At 73.0% G+C, this 23,903-nt stretch carries 25 protein-coding genes; 16 read left to right on the top strand and 9 right to left on the bottom strand.

Annotation, left to right across the window (positions count from 1 at the left end):
- The first annotated feature begins 11 nt into the window (after positions 1-11).
- Positions 12-662, top strand: coding sequence for a Bax inhibitor-1 family protein (locus ABH931_RS21210; RefSeq protein ID WP_370115521.1), 651 nt, complete (start codon positions 12-14; stop codon positions 660-662).
- Between the two features lie 2 nt (positions 663-664).
- On the opposite strand, the gene ABH931_RS21215 is transcribed toward ABH931_RS21210, so the two are convergent.
- The 3 genes from ABH931_RS21215 to asnB all read right to left on the bottom strand — a co-directional run bounded on the left by ABH931_RS21215 (position 665) and on the right by asnB (position 3,886).
- Complete coding sequence (locus ABH931_RS21215) at positions 665-1,198, bottom strand: HAD domain-containing protein (protein ID WP_370115523.1); 534 nt, start codon at positions 1,196-1,198, stop codon at positions 665-667.
- Positions 1,199-1,301: 103 nt separating this feature from the next.
- On the bottom strand, positions 1,302-1,949 hold the full coding sequence (locus ABH931_RS21220; protein ID WP_370115525.1) for a hypothetical protein: 648 nt from the start codon (positions 1,947-1,949) through the stop codon (positions 1,302-1,304).
- A gap of 83 nt (positions 1,950-2,032) precedes the next feature.
- Positions 2,033-3,886: an asparagine synthase (glutamine-hydrolyzing) gene (gene asnB, locus ABH931_RS21225; protein ID WP_370115527.1), complete on the bottom strand. Its 1,854-nt coding sequence runs from the start codon at positions 3,884-3,886 to the stop codon at positions 2,033-2,035.
- A gap of 380 nt (positions 3,887-4,266) precedes the next feature.
- Between asnB and ABH931_RS21230 the strand changes: the two genes are divergently transcribed.
- The 7 genes from ABH931_RS21230 (at position 4,267) to ABH931_RS21260 (ending at position 10,711) form a co-directional block, all read left to right on the top strand.
- Positions 4,267-5,826 (top strand): Re/Si-specific NAD(P)(+) transhydrogenase subunit alpha, encoded by a 1,560-nt coding sequence (locus ABH931_RS21230; RefSeq protein WP_370115529.1) that lies wholly within the window; start codon positions 4,267-4,269, stop codon positions 5,824-5,826.
- Positions 5,827-5,832: 6 nt separating this feature from the next.
- Positions 5,833-7,293, top strand: coding sequence for a Re/Si-specific NAD(P)(+) transhydrogenase subunit beta (pntB, locus tag ABH931_RS21235; protein WP_370115531.1), 1,461 nt, complete (start codon positions 5,833-5,835; stop codon positions 7,291-7,293).
- A gap of 146 nt (positions 7,294-7,439) precedes the next feature.
- Positions 7,440-8,192: a DUF4232 domain-containing protein gene (locus ABH931_RS21240; protein ID WP_370115533.1), complete on the top strand. Its 753-nt coding sequence runs from the start codon at positions 7,440-7,442 to the stop codon at positions 8,190-8,192.
- A complete protein-coding gene (locus ABH931_RS21245) occupies positions 8,192-8,830 on the top strand; it encodes a class F sortase (protein ID WP_370115534.1) in 639 nt (212 codons plus the stop codon). Before ABH931_RS21240 ends, ABH931_RS21245 begins: the two co-directional genes overlap by 1 nt.
- 134 nt (positions 8,831-8,964) lie before the next feature.
- On the top strand, positions 8,965-9,423 hold the full coding sequence (locus ABH931_RS21250) for an RNA polymerase sigma factor (protein ID WP_370115706.1): 459 nt from the start codon (positions 8,965-8,967) through the stop codon (positions 9,421-9,423).
- Entirely contained in the window at positions 9,407-10,258 is an 852-nt protein-coding gene (locus ABH931_RS21255) for a DUF4232 domain-containing protein (protein ID WP_370115536.1), read from the top strand. Before ABH931_RS21250 ends, ABH931_RS21255 begins: the two co-directional genes overlap by 17 nt.
- Before the next feature lie 42 nt (positions 10,259-10,300).
- A complete protein-coding gene (locus ABH931_RS21260; protein WP_370115538.1) occupies positions 10,301-10,711 on the top strand; it encodes a helix-turn-helix transcriptional regulator in 411 nt (136 codons plus the stop codon).
- Positions 10,712-10,750: 39 nt separating this feature from the next.
- On the opposite strand, the gene ABH931_RS21265 is transcribed toward ABH931_RS21260, so the two are convergent.
- Positions 10,751-11,374 carry a histidine phosphatase family protein gene (locus tag ABH931_RS21265; RefSeq protein ID WP_370115540.1) on the bottom strand — a complete coding sequence of 208 codons (624 nt, stop codon included), beginning with the start codon at positions 11,372-11,374 and terminating at the stop codon, positions 10,751-10,753.
- Positions 11,375-11,586: 212 nt separating this feature from the next.
- On the opposite strand from ABH931_RS21265, the gene ABH931_RS21270 reads away from it, so the two are divergent.
- Positions 11,587-11,994, top strand: a complete 408-nt coding sequence (locus ABH931_RS21270) for a VOC family protein (protein ID WP_370115542.1) — start codon at positions 11,587-11,589, stop codon at positions 11,992-11,994.
- 109 nt (positions 11,995-12,103) lie between these two features.
- Complete coding sequence (locus tag ABH931_RS21275) at positions 12,104-12,856, top strand: PIG-L deacetylase family protein (protein ID WP_370115544.1); 753 nt, start codon at positions 12,104-12,106, stop codon at positions 12,854-12,856.
- Positions 12,857-12,866: 10 nt separating this feature from the next.
- Here ABH931_RS21275 and ABH931_RS21280 read toward each other — a convergent pair whose 3' ends face one another.
- Positions 12,867-13,100 (bottom strand): hypothetical protein, encoded by a 234-nt coding sequence (locus tag ABH931_RS21280; RefSeq protein ID WP_370115546.1) that lies wholly within the window; start codon positions 13,098-13,100, stop codon positions 12,867-12,869.
- A 172-nt stretch (positions 13,101-13,272) separates the two neighbouring features.
- Between ABH931_RS21280 and ABH931_RS21285 the strand changes: the two genes are divergently transcribed.
- Entirely contained in the window at positions 13,273-14,100 is an 828-nt protein-coding gene (locus ABH931_RS21285) for an SAM-dependent methyltransferase (protein WP_370115547.1), read from the top strand.
- A gap of 67 nt (positions 14,101-14,167) precedes the next feature.
- Here ABH931_RS21285 and ABH931_RS21290 read toward each other — a convergent pair whose 3' ends face one another.
- Complete coding sequence (locus ABH931_RS21290; RefSeq protein WP_370115549.1) at positions 14,168-15,529, bottom strand: ricin-type beta-trefoil lectin domain protein; 1,362 nt, start codon at positions 15,527-15,529, stop codon at positions 14,168-14,170.
- 238 nt (positions 15,530-15,767) lie between these two features.
- On the opposite strand from ABH931_RS21290, the gene ABH931_RS21295 reads away from it, so the two are divergent.
- From ABH931_RS21295 to ABH931_RS21305, 3 genes are all read left to right on the top strand, one after another.
- Complete coding sequence (locus ABH931_RS21295; RefSeq protein WP_370115551.1) at positions 15,768-16,658, top strand: diiron oxygenase; 891 nt, start codon at positions 15,768-15,770, stop codon at positions 16,656-16,658.
- A 70-nt stretch (positions 16,659-16,728) separates the two neighbouring features.
- Positions 16,729-18,423, top strand: a complete 1,695-nt coding sequence (locus tag ABH931_RS21300) for an FAD-dependent oxidoreductase (protein WP_370115552.1) — start codon at positions 16,729-16,731, stop codon at positions 18,421-18,423.
- A gap of 162 nt (positions 18,424-18,585) precedes the next feature.
- The gene (locus tag ABH931_RS21305) at positions 18,586-19,509 is read left to right on the top strand and encodes an alkaline phosphatase family protein (protein ID WP_370115554.1); all 924 of its coding nucleotides are present in this window, start codon (positions 18,586-18,588) and stop codon (positions 19,507-19,509) included.
- Between the two features lie 73 nt (positions 19,510-19,582).
- Here ABH931_RS21305 and ABH931_RS21310 read toward each other — a convergent pair whose 3' ends face one another.
- Positions 19,583-20,470 carry a carbohydrate kinase family protein gene (locus tag ABH931_RS21310; protein WP_370115556.1) on the bottom strand — a complete coding sequence of 296 codons (888 nt, stop codon included), beginning with the start codon at positions 20,468-20,470 and terminating at the stop codon, positions 19,583-19,585.
- Complete coding sequence (locus tag ABH931_RS21315) at positions 20,467-21,384, bottom strand: pseudouridine-5'-phosphate glycosidase (RefSeq protein ID WP_370115558.1); 918 nt, start codon at positions 21,382-21,384, stop codon at positions 20,467-20,469. The genes ABH931_RS21310 and ABH931_RS21315 overlap by 4 nt, the downstream gene beginning before the upstream one ends.
- Before the next feature lie 446 nt (positions 21,385-21,830).
- Between ABH931_RS21315 and ABH931_RS21320 the strand changes: the two genes are divergently transcribed.
- Both ABH931_RS21320 and ABH931_RS21325 read left to right on the top strand, forming a co-directional pair.
- Complete coding sequence (locus ABH931_RS21320; RefSeq protein ID WP_370115560.1) at positions 21,831-22,229, top strand: transcriptional regulator; 399 nt, start codon at positions 21,831-21,833, stop codon at positions 22,227-22,229.
- A gap of 222 nt (positions 22,230-22,451) precedes the next feature.
- Positions 22,452-22,715 (top strand): hypothetical protein, encoded by a 264-nt coding sequence (locus ABH931_RS21325; RefSeq protein ID WP_370115561.1) that lies wholly within the window; start codon positions 22,452-22,454, stop codon positions 22,713-22,715.
- A gap of 218 nt (positions 22,716-22,933) precedes the next feature.
- Here the strand turns inward: ABH931_RS21325 and ABH931_RS21330 are convergent, their stop codons facing one another.
- Positions 22,934-23,818, bottom strand: a complete 885-nt coding sequence (locus tag ABH931_RS21330) for a hypothetical protein (RefSeq protein WP_370115562.1) — start codon at positions 23,816-23,818, stop codon at positions 22,934-22,936.
- Positions 23,819-23,903 lie beyond the last annotated feature (85 nt).

Genomic DNA, 23,903 nt, shown 5'->3' on the forward strand with positions numbered 1-23,903 from the left:
ACGGAAGAACCATGTACGACACGACAATGACCCGCCGGGCTCCCCGGGCCTCCGCGAACGCCCTGTTCGCCCGGACCATGAGCTTCGTCGCCATGACCGCCGGGCTCTTCGCTCTCGGCGCGTATCTCGGCCGGAACCTCGCGCACGCCGCGGGCTTCATCGCGTTCATCGGCGCCTTCGTCTGCCTGATCGCGATGCGGTTCGCGGCGACCCGCTCACGCGAGGCGACGGTCGCGCTGCTGGGCGCGTTCGGCCTGCTCATGGGCATCGCCGTCTCGCCCACCCTGGTCTACTACGCGACGGCGGACCCGCAGGCGCTGTGGCAGGCGGGCGGGGCCACCGCCCTGTTCATCGGCGCGCTGGGCTCGATCGGTTACGCGACGGACCGGGACCTGTCGGGGGTGGCGCGCGTCAGCTTCTGGGCGCTGCTGGGGCTGCTGCTCTTCGGCATCGTGGCGATCTTCGTTCGGATCCCGCACAGTTCGCTGATCTACAGCGTGCTGGGGTTGGTGATCTTCGCCGGGTTCACGCTGGTCGACTTCCAGCGTCTGCGACGGAACCAGGACATCGAGTCGGCGCCGCTGCTGGCCGCGTCGATCTTCCTGGACGTGCTGAACGTGTTCCTGTTCTTCCTCAACATCTTCGGCGGCAGGCGGGACTGAGGCTACGCCCCGGCCCAGCGCGAGAGGCGGGCGAAGTCGTCCTCCGTCAGTCCGGTCCTCGGATCGACGTGATGGAGCAGGGCCGGGGCGGGGTGCTGGTCCTGCACCCACGCGCGGTCGGCATCCGTGATCTGGTCGTCGACCCACGCGAACGGCCGGCCCTGAGCCCAGGCGACGATCTCGGGCGTCTTCCAGAAAACACCACCGCCGGGCTCGGGTCGCTGCTCGGACCAGGCGATGAACGGCAGCTCGGGCAGCCCCAGGAGGGGCGCGAGGAAAACGTTGGCCTCTTCCTCCCAGGTGGTAGCCCACACCAGCTCGAAGGGCAACGCGGCGAGCGCGGGTCCGTGAGCCGAGTTGATCCAGACACGCAGCGGCTTCACCGGCCTGTCGGGAAGCCCCCACTCGGTGAACCGACGGCGTTCGGCAGCCCGCCACCGCGGGGTCATCAGTCGGTGCGTCCGGTAGCCTTCCGGGCGCCGGTGCGGCTTCGCCGCGTACGGATTGAGCGGTCCGTCCACGTCCACCAGCAACATCGGCCGCATCCGCCCCCCAGAGCTCGTCCCCGCACGCTACCGGCCGAGCCGTGGATGACCCAGCGGATTTTCCGGACGCGACGAAGGCGACCCGTTGCCTGCCTCAGGGGGCCGACGGCGCGGTGGTGAACCTGTGCCGGACCGGAGCGGGTTCGACGCCGAGGAAGTGCTGGAAGTTCCAGTAGACGCCGCCGTCCAGGCGGCCGAAGCCGTCGTCCGGGCGGACGGGCTGGTTGAGTGGGTCATTGTCGTCCTCCCAGTCGACCTCGTCGTACCAGGGGTCGTAGATGCTGTAGTGGGTCAGATAGCCACGGGCGTGGTCCGGGTCCAGGCCCAGGGCCGGGAATGCGGCGAGGAGGAGGTCGGGGCGCCCCTCGATCGGGAGGTCGTCGAAGAACGAGCCCCTGACGTCGCTCTCCTGCTGGAACTGGTCGATCACCGTGCCATGGTGGAACAGCTCGCAGCCCCAGAAGTCATCGTCGTAGATGAACACCAGCAGCCCTGGGCAGTCGAGCGTGCGCGAGACGTGGAGTTGGGCGCGGCGGCGCAGGTCCCACTCCCACCCCTTGGTCCACTCCAGCACGGTCCAGTCGCCGCGGCGCTCGTGCAGCTCGTAGGAGTCGAGATTGACGTTGTTGACGTCCTCGCGCCTGAGCGTGTGCCCCTGCTGGAGCCAGAACTCCTCGAGCGCGGCGTACACCTGCTCGTGGTCGACGCCGTAGAACAGGTTGGTGCGCCGAAACGTGCCCATGTGTGCCCCCCGAGCCAGATGATCAGACTCATCCAAGCAGACGGCCGTGGCCGAGGCATCGCCCCGGCCACGGCCGTCCGAGGTCAGAGTTCCAGCGTGGCGTCGTGGGTGCGGAGCCAGGTGTCGAGGGCGAGGGCGGTTTCGGCGGCGGTGCGGAGGTCGGAGCCGGAGGCGGAGGAGACGGCCTCGGTCGCGGTGGGGAGGTCGAGGAGGTCGTGGACGCGGGCGGTGCGGTCGGCGAGGAGGGTGGCCAGGTCGACGCGGAGGACCTCGGCGTAGCGGGGGTCCTGGGTGGAGGGGTAGGGGCTCTTGACGCGGTCGGCGACGACGTCCGGCAGGACGTCGCGGGTGGCGGCGCGCAGGAGGGACTTCTCGCGGCCGTCGAAGGTCTTCATCGCCCAGGGGGCGTTGAAGACGTACTCGACGAGCCGGTGGTCGCAGAAGGGGACGCGGACCTCCAGGCCGGTCGCCATGGAGGCGCGGTCCTTGCGGTCCAGCAGCAGCTGGACGAAGCGGGTGAGGTGGAAATGGCTGATCTCGCGCATGCGCCGCTCCAGGCCGCTCTCGCCGGGCAGCCGCGGGACCTCCGTCAGGGCCTGCTGGTACTGGGACTGCTGGTGGCCGGGCACGTCGATCTTGGTGAGCAGGTCGGGGGCGAGCAGGGAGGTGGGGGCGAGGGCGGCGCCCTCGCCGGCGAAGCCGCGTTGGAGGGCCCAGAGCCAGGGGAAGGTCTCCTCCGCCACGGCCTCGGGGTCGTGGAACCAGGCGTAGCCGCCGAAGACCTCGTCGGCCGACTCGCCTGACAGGGCGACGGTGGTCTGCTCGCGGATCGCCTTGAACAGCAGGTAGAGGGAGGTGTCGCCCTCGCCGATGCCGATGGGCAGGTCGCGGGCGATCAGGACGGCGTCACGGTTGTCGCGGTCCGTCAGGTCGGCGGTGGACAGCATGACGTCGCGGTGGTCGGCGGCGACGTGCTCGGCGAGCGCGTGGGCGTAGGGGCCGTCCGGCGTGGCGCGCAGGGCGTCGGGGCGGAAGTTCTCGGTCTGGCCGACGAAGTCGACGGCGAAGGACCGCACCGGACCCTTTCCGGACCTGGCGAGGCGCCCCGCCGCGAGCGCGGTCAGCGCGGAGGAGTCGAGACCGCCGGAGAGCAGCGTGCACAGCGGCACGTCGGCGACGAGTTGCCGCTCGACGATGTCGTCGAGCAGCTCGCGGACGTGGCGGACGGTGGTGGCGAGGTCGTCGGTGTGCTCCCTGGCCTCCAGCGACCAGTAGCGGCGCTCGGTGAGCGCGCCGCGGCGCACGCGCAGGGTGTGTCCGGGGCGCAGCTCGCGCATGCCGCGGTAGACGGCGTGGCCGGGCGTCTTGACGAAGGAGAGGATCTCGGCGAGGCCCTCGGCGTCGACGACGGCGCGGGCGAGGGGGTGGGCGAGGATGGCCTTGGGCTCGGAGCCGAACAGGACGCCGTCGCCGGTCGGGTAGTAGTAGAGCGGCTTGATGCCCATGCGGTCGCGGACGAGGAGCAGCTCCTCGCGGCGCGGGTCCCACAGGGCGAAGGCGTACATGCCGTTGAGGCGGGTGGTGAGGTCCTCGCCCCACTCGAGGTAGGCGCGCAGCGCCACCTCGGTGTCGCTCGCGGTGGTGAAGCGGTGGCCGCGGGCCGCGAGCTCGGCGCGCAGCTCGCGGTAGTTGTAGATCTCGCCGCTGTAGGTGGTGGCGAGCAGCGTGCGGCCGTCGTGGGTGACCGTCATCGGCTGGGCGCCGCCGTCGATGTCGATGACGGCGAGGCGGCGGTGGGCGAGGGCGGCGTGGGTGTCCAGCCAGATCCCGTCGGCGTCGGGGCCGCGCAGGGCCATGGTGGCGTTCATGGCGGCGAGGGTGCTGTGTTCGGTGGTCAGGTCTCGGTCGTAGGAGACCCATCCGGAGATCCCGCACATACGGCTCGGTTGCCCTTCTGCGAGGGTCGGCGTCTCGCCCCGGGCGGGTGGGGTGGTTCGACCCGGGGCGCGGCCGGTCCGCTGCGGCCGCCGACATGATCACGCTAGGAGCAGTGGATGTATGAAGCAATCATTCCGCTCAGGTGGCGCCATGTTCAGGCCAAGTCGACTGCGAGGGTTTGAACACCCCGCTGACGCGGGCAGGGCCCCCTGCGGTTCCCCGGGCGGCTGAAAGTGAAACATGTCACGGCCGTGGCCGGTCGGCTTGACGGTCCGTGACGGGTAGGTTCCTGCGACCAAGGGGAAGGAGTCCACCATGACGCCTCCCCGATCGCGGATCCCCCGTCACACCCTCCTCTGACGAGAGAACACGAGACACCATGTCTGCTCAAGAACCCGCGCACCACCCGCCACAGCGCATCGGCGTCGTCGCCGAGTCGGTCTCCGGGGAGACCCGCGTCGCCGCGACCCCGGCGACCGTGAAGCAGCTGCTGGGCCTCGGCTACGAGGTCGTGGTCGAGTCCGAGGCCGGAGCCGCCTCCGGCTTTACCGACCAGGCCTACCTGGACGCCGGCGCGGGCATCGGCGAGGCCTGGGACGCCGACGTCGTCCTCAAGGTCAACGCCCCCTCCGAGGCCGAGATCGCGCGCCTGCGCGCGGGCGCGACCGTCGCCGGTCTGCTCGCCCCCGCCCAGAAGCCCGAGCTGGTCCAGGCCCTCGCCGACGCCGGGGTGACCGCCCTGGCGCTCGACGCCGTGCCGCGCATCTCGCGCGCGCAGTCGATGGACGTGCTGTCCTCGATGGCCAACATCGCCGGCTACCGGGCCGTCATCGAGGCCGCGCACGTCTTCGGCCGGTTCTTCACCGGTCAGGTCACCGCCGCCGGCAAGGTGCCCCCGGCCAAGGTCCTGATCGCCGGTGCCGGTGTGGCCGGGCTCGCGGCGATCGGCGCCGCCTCCTCGCTCGGCGCGATCGTGCGCGCCACCGACCCGCGCCCCGAGGTCGCCGACCAGGTCAAGTCGCTGGGCGGCGAGTACCTGCCGGTCAACGTCGTGCAGGAGCAGAGCACCGACGGCTACGCCAAGGCCACCTCCGCCGACTACGACCGCGCCGCGGCCGAGCTGTACCACCAGCAGGCCATGGACGTCGACATCGTCGTCACCACCGCGCTCATCCCCGGCCGTCCGGCGCCTCGCCTGCTGACGGCGGAGGACGTCGCGGCGATGAAGCCCGGCAGCGTGATCGTCGACATGGCCGCCGCGATGGGCGGCAACGTCGAGGGCACCGTCGCGGGCCGGGCCGTGGTGACCGACAACGGCGTCACCATCATCGGCTACACCGATCTCGCCTCCCGGCTGCCGGCCCAGGCCTCGCAGCTGTTCGGCACCAACCTGCTGAACCTGGTCAAGCTGCTGACGCCCGGCAAGGACGGTCAGCTGACGATCGACTTCGACGACGTCGTGCAGCGGGCCGTCACCGTCGTGCGGGCCGGGGACGTCACCTGGCCGCCGCCCCCCGTCTCCGTCTCGGCCGCGCCCGCCGCGCAGCCGTCCGCCACGGCCGTGGCGAAGCCGGAGCCCAAGCAGCCGAGGCTCACCCCGGCGGGCCGCCTGGGCCTGATCGGTGCCGGGATGCTGGCGATGTTCCTGCTGGTGGCCTTCGCCCCCGCGCAGCTCGCCGAGAACTTCACGGTGTTCGCGCTGGCCGTCGTGATTGGCTACTACGTCATCGGCAAGGTGCACCACGCGCTGCACACCCCGTTGATGTCGGTGACGAACGCGATCTCCGGCATCGTCGTGATCGGCGCGCTGCTGCAGATCGGGCACGAGAGCTGGATCGTCACCACCCTGTCCTTCGTGGCGATCCTGCTGACGAGCGTCAACATCTTCGGAGGTTTCGCCGTCACCCGCCGCATGCTGTCCATGTTCTCGAAAGGCTGAGCCGAGATGACCTCCATGACGGCCTCCCACGCCGCCGACCTGGTCGCCGCGCTGCTGTTCATCCTCAGCCTGGCGGGCCTGTCCCAGCACCGCACCTCCCGCGCCGGTGTCGTCTACGGCATCGCCGGGATGGCGCTCGCGCTGGTCGCCACGATCGTGGTGGCCGCGCAGAGCATCACCGCGGGCGCGGTCGCGCTGATCGTCCTCGCCATGGCGCTCGGCGCCGTGATCGGCCTGTGGCGGGCGCGCCGCGTCGAGATGACGCAGATGCCCGAACTCATCGCCGTGCTGCACAGCTTCGTCGGCCTGGCCGCCGTGCTGGTGGGCTGGAACAGCTACCTGGAGGTGGAGTCGCACGGCAGCGCGCAGACCGAGATCCTCTCCGACCTGCTGCGGATCCACCACGCCGAGGTGTTCATCGGCATCTTCATCGGCGCGGTCACCTTCACCGGCTCGATCGTGGCGTTCCTGAAGCTGTCGGCGCGCATCAACTCCCGCCCGCTGGTGCTGCCCGGCAAGAACGCCCTGAACCTGGGGGCGCTCGGCGCCTTCGCCGCGCTGACGGTCTGGTTCACCGTCTCCCCGAACCTCGGGCTGATGGTCGCGGTGACGGTGCTGGCCCTGCTGCTGGGCTGGCACCTGGTCGCCTCGATCGGCGGCGGCGACATGCCCGTCGTCGTCTCCATGCTGAACAGCTACTCGGGTTGGGCGGCGGCCGCGGCCGGCTTCCTGCTGAACAACAACCTGCTCATCGTCACCGGCGCGCTGGTCGGCTCCTCCGGTGCCTACCTGTCGTACATCATGTGCAAGGCGATGAACCGCTCCTTCATCTCCGTCATCGCGGGCGGCTTCGGCATCGAGGCCCCGTCCAGCAGCCAGGAGGAGGAGGGCGAGCACCGCGAGGTGCAGGCCGCCGAGGCCGCCGAGATGCTGGCGGGCGCCACCTCGGTGATCATCACCCCCGGCTACGGCATGGCCGTGGCCCAGGCGCAGCACCCCGTCGCGGAGCTGACGCGTCAGCTGCGCGAGCGCGGCGTCGAGGTGCGCTTCGGCGTCCACCCCGTGGCCGGGCGCCTGCCCGGGCACATGAACGTGCTGCTGGCCGAGGCGAAGGTGCCCTACGACATCGTCCTGGAGATGGACGAGATCAACGACGACTTCGCGGCCACCTCGGTGGTGCTGGTCATCGGCGCCAACGACACCGTCAACCCGGCCGCGTCCGAGGACCCGGGCAGCCCCATCGCCGGCATGCCGGTGCTGCGGGTCTGGGAGGCGGAGCAGGTCATCGTCTTCAAGCGGTCCATGGCGTCGGGTTACGCGGGCGTGCAGAACCCGCTGTTCTTCCGCGAGAACAGCCAGATGCTGTTCGGCGACGCGAAGGCGAGCGTCGACGCGATCCTCCAGGCACTCGCCACGGACGGCCGCGAAGCGGCGGCCCCGGCGGCGCGGCAGGCGGTCGCGCGCTGACGCTGCGCTCTGCACGGTGAAACGGGTGTCCCGGCCACGGCCGGGGCACCCGTTTTCGATTTTGACATTCCTTTACAACCCCGGGTCGGGATGTGTCGTCTCTCCTGCCGCTCGACACCATCGTTCGACCAGGGAGATGCACGCACATGCACAGCAGCAGGAAAGCCCTCGCCGCCGGCGCCGCCTCGGTGGCGCTCGGCGCCGCCGCCCTCGCCTTCGCCCCGGCCGCCGGGGCCGAGCCGCAGACCGCGACCCCGATGTGCACCACCGCCCAGCTGACCGGCTCGCTGGGTGGCAGCGACGCGGGCGCGGGCCAGATCTACCGCGACGTGGTGCTCACCAACCACAGCTCCCGCACCTGCCACCTCAGCGGTTACCCCGGCATGTCCGTTCTCGACGCCCACGGCGCGCAGATCGGCGCGGCGGCCACCCACGAGCCCAGGTCCTACGGCGCGGTCGTCCTCGCGCCCCACGCCTCCGCGGTCACCACCATCCACACCACCAACCGGATGACCAACGACCCCAACGAGTGCCGCCCGCAGTCCACCGCGCTGCGCGTCTACCCGCCGGGCAACCGCGGCTCGCTGGTGATCCCCGCGAAGCTGACGATCTGCAACAACACCTTCAGCGTCACCCCGCTGGTCGCGAACGGCCCGCAGCCCAGCGCGTCCGCCAGCGCGTCGAGCGCCCCGTCGGGCGAGCCGTCCGCCGCCGCGTCGGCCACGCCCGGCTCGGAGGTCACCGCCACGCCCAGCGGCGCCCCGGACACCGGACAGGCGCCCACCTCCGGCGGCGGCTCCGCCGGCATGCTGGCGGTCGGCGCCGGCGCGCTCCTGGTCGTCGGCGGCGGCGCGAGCGTGGCGCTGACGCGCGCCCGCCGCTCGCGGGCGCGGGGCTGATGGCGGCTCACCGGGCCGGTCAGGGTCGGGCGGTCGCGGCCGCCGCCGTTCTCGCGGCGGCCGCCCTGCTCGTGGCCGGGTGCGCCTCGCACCCGGCCGCCACCCCGGCCGGGGCCGGCGGCTCCTCCGTCACCGCGACCGCCCCGCCGCAGACGGGGGCGGGCGCCACGCCGCTGGCCCGCTCGGTACCGGTCGGCCTGACCATCCCGGCGATCGGCGTGAACGCGCAGGTGATGTCCGTCGGCCTCAACGCCGACGGCACCGTCGGCGTGCCGCCGATCGAGGCGAACGCCCCGGCCGCCTGGTACGACGGCTCCCCCACGCCCGGACAGACCGGTCCCTCGGTCATCCTCGGGCACGTCACCGTGGGCCGCTTCGGCGACGGGGTCTTCCTGCACCTGGACCGGCTGCACCCGGGCGACCGGATCGAGATCCGGCGCCGGGACGGCTCGACGGCGGTCTTCGCCGTCGACCGGGTCCAGACCGTCGACAAGTCCGCGTTCCCGACGCAGGCCGTCTACGGGAACGTCGACCGGCCCGCGCTGCGTCTCATCACGTGCGGCGGCCCGCACGAGAGCGGCGGCGGCTATCCGGACAACGTGATCGTCTACGCCTCCCTCACCGGAGCCGGGTCCTGAGCATCGGACTGCGGACGAACGTCGGGCCGCACGCATCCAGGCCCGACGCCACGAGGGGGGCGGTCACCGCGAATCGCAAGGAGCGCAAGGAGCGCGGTGCCCGCGCGGACGCGCGCGAGGAGGAGGCGGCGGAGCTGTTCCGCAGCCTCTACCCGCGGCTGGCGGGCTGGTGCCGTCGTCTGGTCGACGACGACGGCACCGCCCACGAGATCGCGGCCGAGGCGTTCACCCGGCTGTGGGCCCGCTGGACCACCGTCGAGGAGCCCACCGGCTTCCTCTACGTGACCGCGGCCAACCTGGTGCGCGACCACTGGCGCAAGATGGAGCGCGAACGGCGGGCCCTGCGGTTCGCCGGACGGCGGGAGGCCGAACGGCAGGTCGTCGACGGGGACGACCCGTCGGTGCGCCTGCTGGTCACCTCCCTCCCGGAGCGACTTCGCGACCCGGTGCTGCTGTACTACTTCGCGGACCTGCCGGTGCGCGAGGTGGCGCACCGGCTCGGCCGCAGCGAAGGCACCGTCAAGTCCGACCTGCACACCGCCCGCGAACTGCTCCGCGCGACCCTGGGAGGGTCCCATGACCGGATCCGCTGACCGCTTCGACCGCGAGGGCGGCGCGGGCGCGGACGACGATCCGTTCGCGGAGCTGCACAACACCCCCGTCGAGCCGATGCCGATCCCGGAGGGCGCGTTCGCGCAGGTGCGGCAGCGCGCCGCGCGGCGCAGACGGCGACGCGCCGCGCTCGGGGCGACGGCGGGGATGGGCGCGGTGGCGCTGGCGGTCTACCTCACCGGGGCGTTCGTCCCGCACGGGCCCGCCGTCGTGGTCACCCCGCCGGCCTCCCCCGGACCCAGCCTGTCCGGCACGCCCCGGCCGCTGCCGTCCGGCACCACCCCCAGCGCGGCACCGTCCGTCCCCGCCACCCCCTCGGCGTCGGCGCCCTCCTCGGCCGCCGCGTCGGCCACGCCCACGACCCGGCCGTCCGCCAGCGCGTCCCCCGCCGGGACCCCGCTGTGCACGGCCGCCCAGCTGACCCCCCGGCTGGGGGCAGGCAACGCGGGCGCGGGCCAGATCTACACGTATCTGGTGGTCACCAACCACAGCGCCACCGCCTGCCATGTCACCGGCTTCCCGGGGCTGTCGCTGCTGGACGCCTCGGGCCACCAGATCGGCGTTCCGGCGACGTACACCTACCTGCCGGAGCAGCCCGTGGTGCTCGCCCCCGGCGCGTCGGCGAGCGACACGATCCACACCGTGAACCGACAGTCCAACGACCCGTCCCAGTGCCTGCCGACCTCGGTCTCGCTGCGGATCTACCCGCCGGGCAGCCGCGCCTCGCTGGTCTTCCCTGGCCGGATCACCGTCTGCCTGGGCACGTTCGAGGTCACGCCGTTCGGCCCCGGCTCGACGGGCAACCCGGCGAACTGAACCGCGGCCTCGTTGTCGGTGCACGGTGGTAGCGTCCGTTGTATGACCCCGGAGGAGCTGGCCAACCTCGCTCTCCTGCGCCGGGCGCGGGATCTGATCGACCGCGAGTACGCCCGCCCGCTGGACGTGCCGACGATGGCGCAGCAGGCACTCATGTCGCCCGCGCACTTCTCCCGGCAGTTCCGGGCGGCCTACGGGGAGACGCCGTACAGCTACCTCATGACCCGCCGGATCGAGCGGGCGATGACGCTGCTCCGCGGCGGGATGAGCGTGACGGACGCGTGCATGGCGGTGGGCTGTACGTCGCTGGGGTCGTTCAGCTCGAAGTTCACCGAGATCGTCGGCGAGCCGCCGAGCGTCTACCGCGAGCGCGACCACAGCGCGGTGGCGCTGATGCCCGGCTGCGTGGCGATGGTGCGCACCCGGCCGACGAAGGCTCCCCGCCCGGAGTGAGCGGGCCGGGCCGGGCCTGCGGGCCGGTGTGCTGTCGCCTCAGCACGGTGTGCGCAGCTGTGCGGGGAACCCGGTCCAGCGCAGGTCGTCCGGGAGATGGCTCATGTCGTTGTAGACCAGGACCGCGGCGGGCCGGGCCGGGCTGTAGCGGATCACGGTGAGGGCCCCGTTGGCGTGGTTGAGCCCCGTCCAGCGCCAGAGCGGTGCCTCCATCGCGGCCCGCACCAGCCAGGCGATGAGGAACGCGTGGGTGACGACGAGCTCGTGACGAGGTCCGTCCCCGTGGGCGGCCGGCCCCGTGAACTCCTCGATCGCCCGTCGGGCCAGCCCCGCGTCGCGCGCACGCTGCTCGGCGGTCACCGAGGCGAACCGCGCCGAGAGGACGTCGGCGAAATCCCCCGGGAGCTCCTCGGCCTCCGGGATGTAGGGAACGTAGTCGCCCGCTGCCTCGGACTCGCGCAGCGGCACCGCCGGAACCTGCTCGCCGACCAGTCGGGCGGTGTGCACGGCGCGGGGCAGCGGGCCGTGGTGGACCGCCGCCAACGGCACGCCGCGCAGGCGCTCGCCCAGCAGTTGCGCCTGCCGCCGCCCCGCGTCCGTGAGCTCTCCCTCGTCGGGGGTGGCTTCGCCATGGCGGGCGAGGTACAGGTATCGATCTTGCATGCCGACGGGGACGCCGGGGCGCGACCACGCGGTTCCCGCCGGGCGCCCACGGTGCCCGGTGCACGGCGTCGCACCCGGCCCGACCGGGCCGGAGGTCACCTGAACGAGCGGGGTGAACCCAGCCGACAGCGAAACCAGCCGACAGCGAACCCGGCCGACAGTGAGCAGGATCGGAGAAGCAGCACGGCCCCCCGCGCCCTAACGTGAACGGCATGACCATCGCTTTGCAGTACTGCCACATCACTGTCAACGACGTGGACGAGTCGATCGGCTTCTACCGGGACGCACTGGGCCTGGCGCTGAAGAACGACGTCGCCGCGGGCGGCTACCGCTGGGTGACGCTGGGCAGCGTCGACCAGCCGGAGCTCGAGATCGTCCTGTCCGAGCCACACGCGGGCCGCTCGCAGGCCGACGGCGACACCATGCAGGAGCTGCTCGCCAAGGGCGTCCTGCCGATCACCGTGTTCAGCACCGACGACGTGGACGCGACGTTCGAGAAGGTGCGCGCCTCGGGTGCCGAGGTCCTTCAGGAGCCGATCGACCAGCCGTGGGGGCCGCGCGACTGCGCCTTCCGCGACCCCTCCGGCAACATGGTCCGGATCCAGGCCGCCAAGGCCTGACCAGCGACGGCCGGCGGCGGTGGGCCCGTCGCGCGCGACAAGCCGGGCCGGTGGTGGGTAGCGTCGGAGTGGAGATCACCGGACCGCGTCGACCCGCCGGGAGGCAGTCGTGAACGAGCAGGCACCACCGCCGCTGGAAACCGTCGACGAGGACTGGGCCACCGCCCTCGCGGTGGTCGCGCACCCGGACGACATGGAGTACGGCGCGGCCGCGGCCGTCGCCCGGTGGACCGCCCAGGGCAAGCGTGTCGTCTACGCCATGGTGACCAGCGGCGAGGCCGGCATCGACGGGATGGACCCGGAGCGCTGCGGGCCGCTGCGCGAGGCCGAGCAGATCGCCTCGGCGGCGGCGGTCGGGGTCGACGTGGTGGAGTTCCTGCACCACCCCGACGGCGTGCTGGAGTACGGCCTGCCCCTGCGTCGCGACATCGCGCGCCTGGTGCGCCGCCACCGCCCGGACGTGGTGATCACCACCAACTTCCGCGACACCTACGGCGGTGTCTTCCCCAACCAGGCCGACCACATCGCGGCGGGCCGCGCCACGCTCGACGCGGTGCGGGACGCGGGCAACCGCTGGGTCTTCCGCGAACTGCTGGACGAGGGCCTGGAGCCCTGGGACGGCGTGCGGATGCTCCTGGCCGCGGGCTCGCCGGAGTCCCGTCACGGCGTGGACGTGACGGACTTCTTCGCGCTCGGCGTCGCCTCGCTGGCGGAGCACAAGGCGTACCTCGCCGGGCTCGGCGACCACGGCATGGCCGACCCCGGGGAGTTCCTGGACGCCATGCTGCGGATGGCGGGCTCACGCCTCGGGGTGCGCTACGCCTCGGCGTTCGAACTCGTCCCGCTGCGGATGGGCGGCTGAGCCCGGCCGGTCAGCCGAGCGGGTGGTGGGTGAGGTTGCTGACGCCGGCCGCGCTCGTGCAGGCGCTGTGGAGGGTGCCGGTCATCTGGCCCACGACCGGGGCGGCGGCGAGCTGCTGGGCACAGACGTCCGTCGGGGCCGGTCCGGTGGGGATGCCCGGAGGGGTGTCGGCCGCGGCGGTGCCGGTCAGGGCCGCGGTGGCGGCGAGGGTGAGCAGGGTGAGGGGCGGCGCGATGGTCTTCATGTCCGGTGCAACGATCCCGGCCCGCTTCGGTAGCGGCGGCCGGCCGTCGACGTGATCCACTCGCTGCACTAGCATGACCCAAGTTCCGTCCGAGTACGGAGCTTTGACGTCGTGTGACGAGCCGGGAGGGGCGGCGGCGATGGCCGAGGAGCAGTGGGGTCCGGGCGGGTGGATGAGCACTGCCGTGCATCAGGAGCCGGTCCCTCGGATCGAGTTGCACACCGACCGGCCGCAGTCGGCGCGGATGTACGACTACCTGCTCGGTGGCAAGACCAACTTCGCCCCCGACCGTGAGATCGCCGCCAAGGCGCTGGAGGCCTTCCCCGGCCTGCGCGACGTGGTGCGGGCCGGTCGCTCCTTCCTCGGGCGGGCCGCCCGGTTCCTGGCCGAGGAGGGCGTCGGGCAGTTCCTCGACATCGGCTCGGGGATTCCCACCAGCCCCAACCTGCACGAGATCGTGCAGGAGGTGAACCCGGCCGCGCGGATCGTCTACGTCGACAACGACCCGATCGTGCTCGCCCACACCCGCGCGCTGCTGAACAGCACGTCCGAGGGCCGTATCGACTTCCTCGCCGCCGACCTGCGGGCCCCGAAGGCGATCCTGGCCCACGAGTGCCTGGCCGGCCCCGATCCGGCGCTGGACCTGACCCGCCCGGTCGGCCTGGTCCTCAGCGCGGTGGTGCACTTCCTCGCCGACGAGGACGACCCGTACGGCATCGTGCGCACCCTGCTGGACGCGCTCCCCTCGGGCAGTTGGCTGGTGCTCAGCCACGCGACCGCGGACGCGAGTCCGGACCAGGTCGGCCGCGCGGGCTCGGCCTACCGCGGCGGCGGCGTGGGGATCCGCCCCCGCAGCCGCGAGGAGTTCGCCCGCTTCGCCGAGGGCCTGGAGCTCGCCGAGCCCGGCATCGTGCCGCCGGGCGAGTGGCGCCCGGAACCGGGCGCCCCCGTCGGCGCGAGCACCCGGGACGGCTACGTGCTGGCGGCTCGGAAGCCGTAGCCGTAGCCGTCCCAGGAGCGAGCCGGGTCAGGTCAGGTCAGGTCTGGTCTGGTCGGGTCGGGTCGGGTCACGGGATGGTCCACTGCTGGTTGGCGGTGTCGGCGCAGTCCCAGATCTGGGCCTGGGTGCCGGAGCCGCCGTAACCCGTGTCGTCCAGGCACCTGTTGGACTGGGGGTTGTAGAGCTCACCGTTGGACTGCGGGATCCAGACCTGGGCTCCGGTGTTGTTGCAGTCGTAGAGGTCGACGGTGGTGCCGTTCGCCGTGCCGCCGCCGTTGATGTCCAGGCACTTGCCGAGGACGTGCAGGGTGGTGCCGGCCTGGACGAAGGTCCACTGCTGGGCGGGGGTTCCGTTGCAGGTGTAGACCTGGATCGGGTTGAAGTTCGCGGTGCTCGCCGCGCGGTCGTCGAGGCAGAGGCCCTGGTAGCCGGTGACCTGGCTTCCCCCGCCACCACCGCCCCCTCCCCCGCCGCCACCGCTGCCGCTGCCGCTGCCGGTCGTGGTGTAGGCGGCGACGTAGCCGACGCTCATGGTCGCGCCCGACGTGGTCGCCGAGGTCGGGGTGGTGCAGTTGCAGACGCCGTTGGGGAAGCCGCCGCCCATCGCGAGGTCGAAGATGATCGACAGGTTGTGGTCGAAGGCCTGCTGCCAGGTGGCGGTGCCGACCTGGGACTCGGCGACCTGGAAGTACTGGGTGCCGTCGAGGTAGAAGGTGATGGTCTCGGCGGAGGTGTTCGTCCGGTCCAGGATCATCGAGTAGGTGTGATACCCCGTCTGGCAGCCGTTGCAGGCGGTGAGTCCGCTGCCGATCCCGTTGCCCTCGTTGCACGGGCCGCCCGGGTAGGTGCCGCAGTGGATCGTGCCGGCCAGCTGGGAGCGGGCGTTGACGTCCTCCATGATGTCGATCTCGCCGTTCTCGGGCCACTGGCCGGGGCCGAGCATCCAGAAGGCCGGCCAGTAGCCGAGCCCCGAGCCGGGGTTGGGCTGCTGGATCGACGCGGTGACCTCCAGCTTGCCGCCGGCCGGGGCGCCGACGTTGGCGCTGGTGGTCTGGATCCGGCCGGAGGTCCAGTTGCCGTTGCCGTCGCTCAGGGCGGTGATGTCGAGGTGGCCGCTGCCGTCGAGGTGGACGTTGGCGGCGGAGTTGGTCATGGTCTCGATCTCGCCGGTGCCGAAGTTCGAGCCCGGTCCGGTGTCGTACATCCAGTTGCCCGAGGGCGCGGCGCCGGACGCGCCGGAGAAGTCGTCGCTGAAGACGGTCTGCCAGCCCGACGGCGCGCCCGGCACGGTGGTCGCGTGGGCCACGCCGACGGGGGCGGTGAGCAGCAGGGCGAGTCCCGCGGCGGCGGTGGCCAGCAGGGAGACCAGGCGCCGGGCGAGGGAGGGACGGGAGCGGGCGGGTCGTGAACGTGCGGCTCGTGACGGCATGCGGCTCCTCCGGGTGGGGGTCGGGCGGAGTGGCGGGAGAGCGTTCTCCCACGGCCGTTGGCATGTTCCCGCCGCATGGAAGGACACGTCAAGACTTGTGCATGTCCCGGTTATTGGGCCGCGCTCTGCCTTCATGTCCCGAAGGCAGGGCGCGGGGGCTTCCTCCCGCCCTGCTCTTGTTGTAATTTCTGTCAACAAGGGCAGCGAGGCCCAGGCCGAGAGTCACCCGGAGGGATCGATGACAGCGCACACGACTGCGGACGACGACGTCTCGAAGCGGCTGCTCGACTCCGCCGCGACGCTCTCCTACGACCCGGCCGTCGAGATCGACTGGGACGCGCCGCTGCCCGAGCACCACTACGGCCTCAACCCCGAGTGGAGCACCCTCTACGGCACCCGCCTGTGGGAGGAGATGAGCGAGCAGCAGCGCGTCACGCTGACCCGTCACGAGGTCGGCTCGATCATGATGACCGGCATCTGGTTCGAGATGATCCTGCAACAGATGGTGCTGCGCGATCAGTACCTGAAGGACCCGGCCAACTCCCAGTTCCGCTTCGCCCTGACCGAGATCGCCGACGAGTGCCGGCACTCCATCATGTTCGCCCGCGCCTGCGAGAAGATGGGCGTGCCGCAGTACAGGCCCGCCCGCTTCTGGGCCGAGGCCGGCCGCGGCTTCAAGGCGCTGGCTCGGGCCGAGCTCGCCTACGGCGGCATCCTCGTCGCCGAGGAGGTCCTCGACGTGATGCAGCGCGACTGGATGCGCGGCGAGAACGTGCTGGAGATCGTGCGCGGCACCTCGCGGATCCACGTCGTCGAGGAGTCCCGGCACATGAAGTTCGCCCGCCAGGAGATCCGCGAGCGGCTGCGCGGGGTGAGCACGGCGCGCCGGAAGACCAACGGCTTCGGCGTGGCCGCGGCCGCGTTCGTGATCGTCTCCAGCATGGTCAACAAGGGCGTCTACGCCGCCGCCGGTCTGGACACCGAACGCGCGCTCGCCGAGGTCCGGGCCAACCAGCACCGCAAGTCCATGATGCGCACCAGTTCGCGTCACCTGATGGCGTTCCTCGCCGAGGCCGGTCTGCTGACCCGTCCGGCGGCCGGGATCTACCGGCAGCTCGACATGCTCTGACGGCCAGAGGCCTGTCCGAGCCGCCCCCACTCCCCCGCCCGCCGCACCGCGAGGAACCCCACCACCCGCCATGGCTTACGCGATCACCCGGACCTGCTGCAACGACGCCTCCTGCGTGTCGGTCTGCCCGGTCAACTGCATCCATCCGACGCCCGGTGAGCCCGGCTTCGGCTCCACCGACATGCTCTACATCGACCCCGCCGCCTGCATCGACTGCGGCGCGTGCGCGGACGCCTGCCCGGTCGACGCGATCTTCCCCGTCGACCGGCTGACCGGACCGGACGAGCCGTACGCGGAGCTGAACCGCCGCTGGTACGAGGCGAACCCCACGGACCACGCGTGGAGCGCGCCCGACTTCCCGCGCAGTCTGCCGGACGGCTTCGGCGAGCTCGCGGTGGCCGTCGTCGGCACCGGCCCGTCCGCCGGCTACACCGCGCAGCTGCTGCTGCGCACGACCGGCGCGCGGGTGACCATGATCGACCGACTGCCGGTCGCGGGCGGCCTGCTGCGGCACGGCGTGGCGCCGGACCACCAGTCCACCAAGCGCATCGGCGAGTCCTTCGCCACCACGTTCCACCACCCCGCGCTGCGGATGCACCTGGGTGTGACGGTCGGCGAGGACCTCACGCACGAGGACCTGGCGGCCTACCACCACGCGGTCGTCTACGCGGTCGGCGCGTCGGGCGACCGCCGCCTCGGCCTGCCCGGCGAGGACCTGCCCGGCAGCCTGCCCGCGACGACGCTGGTCGGCTGGTACAACGCCCACCCGGGCGTACCCGCCGACGCGGTGGACCTGCGATCGGGCACCGCTCCGGGATCGGAGCGGGTCGTCGTGGTCGGGAACGGCAACGTGGCCGTGGACATCGCCCGCATCCTCCTCTCCCGTCCGGACACGCTGGCGACGACGGACATCGCCGACCACGCGCTGGCCGCGCTGCGCGACAGCCGCGTCCGCGAGGTCGTGCTGCTGGCCCGGCGCGGGCCGGAGCACGCGGCGTGGACGGAGCCGGAGTTCCTGGCGCTGGCTCACCTCGCGGACGTGGAGGTGGTGGTGGCCGACGAACCGGGCGTGCGGGAGGCGATCGCCGCCGCAGTGGCGGCGGAAGCCGCGACGGACGGCACGGTGGACGGCACGGCGGCGGGTTCGAAGGCGGCGCTGCTGGCCGGGGTGCCCGTCGAGGCGGTGGACTGGGGCGCGGCGCCACCCGTCGGGCGGCGGCGGATCGTGCTGCGGTTCGGGGCGACGCCGGTGGAGCTGCTCGGTCACGCGCGGGTCGAGGGGCTGCGCGTGACCGGGCCGGACGGAGGTGAGTCGGTCATCGCGACGGGGATGGTGGTCCGCTCGATCGGCTACCGGGGGGTCCCGGTGACCGGCCTGCCCTTCGACGAGACCTCGGGGACGATCCCGCACGAGGGCGGCCGGGTCGTCGACCTGGCGACGGGCCTGCCGCTGCCGGCCACCTACGTCGTGGGCTGGGCCAAGCGCGGCCCGTCCGGCGGCATCGGTGCGAACCGCGACTGCGCGCAGGAGACCGTGAACGCGCTGCTGGACGACGCGGCGGCCGCGCTGCTGCCCGAACCCGCCCACCGCATCCAGGACTTCGCGGGCCTGGTCCGGCGCCGGCAGCCGGACGCGATGGGACTGCGGCAGTGGCGCGCGGTAGACCGCGCGGAACGCGCCCGCGGCGAGGAGAGCGGACGACCCCGGGTGAAGCTGGCAACGGTGCCGGAACTCCTGGCCTCGGGCCGGCGCTTCCGGCGGTAGCGCGCCGACAGCTCCACCACACGGCCCGGCGCGGCCCGAACATCGGTCGCGCCGCCGGGCGCGCGGCCGGGTGGCTCCGCCACCAGCCGGAGCGAGGCCTGAACGAAAGGCGGCGGCGGGCCGTTCGCGCCGAGAGCCGGCGGCGTGCGGGAGACTGACGGCATGCGTATCCGCCCACGTCGTGCCGTTCTCCCGCTCGCCGCCCTTCTCGGGCTGCTGGGTCTCGCGGCGTGCTCCTCCGGTGGCCCCGCCGAGCCGGCCGGGGTGACCGCGTCGCTGTCCGCCCAGGCCGGGGCGAGCGCCTCAGCCGTCGCGGGTGGCGGCGTGCCCAGGCCGCAGCACCTGGTGGTCGTGGTCGAGGAGAACCACCCCTACCAGGCGGTGATCGGCAGCGGGGACGCGCCGTACCTCAACTCCCTGGCTGCCGAGGGCGCCTCCTTCACCGCCTCGTACGCGGTGGCCCACCCCAGCGAGCCGAACTACCTCGCCCTCTTCTCCGGTTCCACCCAGGGCCTGACCGACGACTCGTGCCCGCACGCCTTCACCGGCCCGACGCTCGGCTCCGAGCTGCTCGGCGCCGGGCTCACCTTCGCGGGGTACTCGGAGTCGATGCCCGCGACCGGCTTCACCGGCTGCACGGCCGGGGACTACGCGCGCAAGCACAACCCGTGGGTGAACTTCGCGGACATCCCGGCCGCCGACAACCGCACCTTCGCCGCGTTCCCGACGGACGCCGCCGGATACGCGGCGCTGCCCACTCTCTCCTTCGTGGTCCCGAACCTTCAGCACGACATGCACGACGGCACCGTCCGCCAGGGCGACGACTGGCTGCGCACCCACCTGTCCGGCTACGCCGCGTGGGCACGCACCCACGACAGCCTGCTCGTCGTCACCTGGGACGAGGACGACAACGGTGCTGACAACCACATCCCGACCCTGATGGCCGGCGCCCGCGTCAAGCCCGGCCACTACGGCGAACTGCTCGACCACTACCGCCTGCTGCGCACCCTGGAGGCCGCCTACGGCCTGACGCCCGTCGGCGAGAGCGCGAAGCGCACCCCGGTCACGGACGTCTGGAGCAGGTGAGCGACCAAGATCCTGATCCTGGGCTGCTGCTGTCCACGGCGCGGCCGGCTCACGCCCCGGGCGGAGGCGTGCCTCAGGTCGGGCGGGCGCCCGGGCGGGTGACGCAGTGGGCGGCGGCCGCGCAGCCGGCGTGGGCGGCGGCGAGCGGGGCGGCGCCGGTGAGGCGGGCGGCGAGGAAGGTGCCGGCGAAGGCGTCGCCCGCGCCGGTCGTGTCGACGGCCAGGGCGGCGGGCGCCGGGACGCTCCCGAGGACGGTGCCGTCCTCGCAGAGGACCACGCCGTCCGCGCCGCGTTTGACCACGACCAGCGCTCCCGCTCGCCGGGACAGGTCCGCGCCCGCCTCATCCGCGTCGGCTCGGCCGGTCAGCAGGCGGGCCTCGTCCTGGTTGGGGAAGAGCAGGTCGGCACCCGCCGTCAGGTCGAGGAAGGCGTCGGTGCCCAGCGTCGCGAGCGGGGCTGCGGAGGCCGGATCGACGCTGACCGGGAGGTGCCGTGTGCGGCAGGTGCGCAGGACGTGGGCGGCGAGGTCACGGCCGGGCGCGGAGAAGAAGAGGTAGCCGGAGAGGTGCACGCGCGCGACGCCGTCGAGCAAGGCGTCGTCCCAGTCGGCCGGGCCGAGCGCCGCGCTCGCGCCGCGGTCGTTGAGCATCGTCCGCTCCCCCGTAGCGTCGACGAGGCAGACGATGGCAGCCGTGGGCCGGTCGGGGTCCGCGCGCAGGACGGGATGGACGCCGGCGTGGCGGAGTTCCGCCTCGTGCCCCAGCACGGACTCGGCGCCGACGCGGGCGAGCAGGGTCGTGTGGGCGCCCGCCGCGGCGGCCCAGGCGGCGACGTTGGCGGCCGCGCCGCCGGGCCGCAGCACGATCCGGGCGGGTGTGTCGGTGGCGGGTGCGAGAGGGCGCTGGTGCACGGCCACGACGTCGGTGGCCAGGTCCCCGACGACGAGCAGGCGGCCGGTCATCCGGCCGCGTAGGCGGAGGCGATGCGCGCCGCGAGGGCGACGTTGCCGCGCACGGCGGCGAGGTTGGCGCGCAGGGAGGCGCCGTCCGTGTGCTCGACGAGGTGGGCCAGCAGGAACGGAGTGACGGCCTGTCCGGTCACGCCGGCGCGGCGGGCGGCGGCGAGGGCGTCAGCGAGGACGCGGTCGTGCAGGGCCGGGTCGAGCTGCTGCTCGGGCGGGACCGGGTTGGCCACGATCAGCGCCGAGTGGTCGGTGCCGAGGGCGTCCTGGGCGCGCATCAGGGCGGCGGCCTCGTCGGGGCCCTGCACCGTCCAGTCGACCGGGAGGCCGGAGCTGGTGAGGTAGAACCCGGGGAACTCGGCGGTGCGGTAGCCGGCCACGGTGACGCTCAGCGTCTCCAGCCGCTGGAGCGTGGCGGGGACGTCGAGGATCGACTTGACGCCCGCGCAGACGACGGCGATCCGGGTGCGGGCCAGCAGTCCGAGGTCGGCGGACTCGTCCTGCTCGCTGACCCAGTCGCGGTGCACCCCGCCGAGGCCGCCGGTGGCGAAGACCCGCACGCCGGCGCGGGCAGCGAGGTGGGCGGTGGCGGAGACCGTGGTCGCGCCGCTGACGCCGAGGGCCACGGCCGGTGCCAGATCGCGCACGCCCAGCTTGCGCAGGCCGTCCTCCAGGCCGAGCCGCTCCAGTTCCTCCTTGCCGAGACCCACCCGGGCGACGCCGTCGAGCACGGCCACCGTCGCGGGCACGGCTCCGCCGTCGCGGACGATCTCCTCCAGCTCGAAGGCGAGGCGGAGGTTGTCCGGGCGTGGCAGCCCGTGGCTGATGATCGTGGACTCGAGGGCGACGACGGGCCTGCCCTTCGCCAGCGCCTCGCGCACCCCGGCGGACAACTGCGGCACGGTGTTCAGCATGTGGGTGATCATCGCCCGGCGGCGGGCGCCCGAAACCGCGTGCGGGCAAGGAGCGTGCGCCGGCCAGTGCACTCCTTCCGCGCCGCCTCGCGGCAACTGGACCGAGCCGCTCGGCCTGGCCTCGCTCGCGCTGTTGAGGTGCTGCTGCTCGGCCTGGCGCTGATCCGCCTGCGGACCGCACTGCTGCGCGCGCCCGAGTCGCGACCGCGGCCGGTGGCCCCGAGCCGGCCCTCCGTCACGGCGCGGGACAGCGCGGCACCATAGCAGTCCCCCCGTCCCGGTGCGGCCCGATCCGGCAAGTCGGTGCGGCCGCGCCGGGTGACGCATGACGAGGTGCCAGCTCAGGGCGTGATGACGGGGGCGCGCGCCGCCCCGTGCTCCTGGTGCGGGTGCCCGACGTGTACCGACCATAGGACTCCCCCAGGTACAGCCCCGATAATGACGACGTGGAACCGATCGAGACCCCGGCTGGGCAGGCGGGCGAGGACCTGGGGGCGCTGCTGCGCTGCGTCCTGTCCGAGAATCCGGGGTTGACGCAGAAGCGGATCGCCGAGCGGGCCGGGATACCCTACGCCACGCTCAACGCGTGGGTGACGGGTCGCCGGGGCGCCGGCGGCCGGATCGCCTCGGACGATCTGCGCGCGCTGGCGGACGCGCTGCCGCCCGCGTATCCGGCGTCCCGGGTCTTCGCCGCCGCCGGTCGTCGCACGCCCGCGGACCTCGATGCGGAGCGGGAGGCCCGGCTGCTGGAGATCTACCGGGCGCTGGACACCGATCAGCAGCGCGCACTGGTGGAGATGGCGAGGGCCCTGGCCAAGCTGCCGCGACCGCGGCGGGCGGGGTAGCCACCCGGAGGTCCGGTGGCCGCGTCCCGTGCTCCGTAGCCCGGACGGCGGGGCGCGCGGGATAGGTGTTCGCTTCCGGATGTCCCGGTTCGTCCTTCACGGGGCCCTCACAGGTCACTCCTGTGGGAGTAGCGTCTGTCCTCCGGTTCCGTCCCCCGGGGCGCGGCACCTGGCGCCACCGCGTCCTGGCCGCGCATCCTGCTCCGCGTGAGGAGCCCTCCCATGTGCATCCGGATTCGCGTGGCAGATCCCGAGTCCCATGCCGTCGTCTGGGATCCGCTGGAGGTCTGCGTGCTGGCGCCCCTCACAGCGGGCGCGTGGCCGGGCGGCGCCGTGGAGATCGCCAGGATTCTCGACGAGGTCGCCGCGATCCTGGCGGACGTCGGGGCACGGCGGACCTGGTCGGGCTTTCGCTGCTTCTGTGGAGAACCGATTCTGCTGCCGCCCCGGCTGGCCCGGCTGGCCCAGTTGGAGTGCAGGCGCTGAGGCGGTGAGGTCGTGTTCGATGGCGACGTGCAGTTCCTGGAGGCACTCCGCGAACCAGTCGCGCTCGCGGCTGGCCGAGACGGGGCGCAGCAGCTCGACGTCCTGCGCGAACCGGCGGGCACGGACGCGGCACAGGTGCCAGGCGGAGCCGGCCCAGGCGAGCCAGCCGAGCACGGAGAGCGCGGTGAGGATCACCAGCAGGCGTGCGAGCAGGGCGTTCATGACGCGTCCTGGGTGGTGTCGTCCCGGGCGGTGCCCTGCGCGCTTGGGCGTTTGGTGGCGGACGGCGGCTTCGGCTTGGGCCTTGCGCCGACGCTGCGCTTCGCGGCGCCGGGACCGGCCCAGGGGACGGGTCCCGCGGGGGCGGCGGAGGCGGCGGGCTCCGCCGGGGCGGTCCGCGCGCTGGGGACGACGGCAGGACCACCGAGCACGGCGGGCGCACCGGGACCGGCCTGCGCCCCGGGGGCTGCCGGGGTCTCGGCACCACCAGGCGCAGTGCCGGGGGCAGCCAGGGTCTCGGCGGCCGGGGCGGCGGGGCCGCCGAGCGTGGTCGGCGCGCCGGGGGTCACCGGGGTCACGGAACCGTCGGAATCCGCGAGAGCGGTCGGCATGGCGGGGGCCGGAGACGGCGCGGGCGCGGGCGACTCCAGGGTCGGCGGCGGGTCGGCGACCAGGGGCTCGGCCGGTGCCTCGTCGGTGCGGACGTCCGGGGTCGGGACCAGCGTGGGCAGGGGGTGCTCGTTGACGTTCCAGACCTGGATGCGGACCCGGTCGACCACCGTCGCCAGCTCGCTGTAGACGACGGTGCGGGACTCCCCGTCGCTGCGGCTGCGGGTGAGGCGTCCGCCGAGAGCGTGCTGGTAGGCCGCCAGCTGCGCGTCGTCGGGGTCGGGGTAGAGGTGGACCTGGAGCCAGGGCGAGGACCAGTGGTCGGCCGTGAACAACTGCACGCTCTCGGGGCGCGGAACGCGCTGCAGCACGTGGGCCAGGACGCGGCAGGCGTGCAGGGCCTGGACCGGGAACGGCTCGACGACCGGCTGCTCGAAGGACGCGAACAGGTCGGCCGGGACGGCGTCGGGATTCGCCTGGGGGGCGCGGGACAAGGGGACGACGGGCGAGGGACTGTATACGGATGGCGAGGCGGGTTGGGACATCTGACGGTCCTTAGATCGGTCCGCGAGGCCGGGT

Origin of the sequence: Streptacidiphilus sp. MAP12-33, from assembly GCF_041261265.1 — a bacterium.
Lineage (GTDB): Bacteria > Actinomycetota > Actinomycetes > Streptomycetales > Streptomycetaceae > Streptacidiphilus.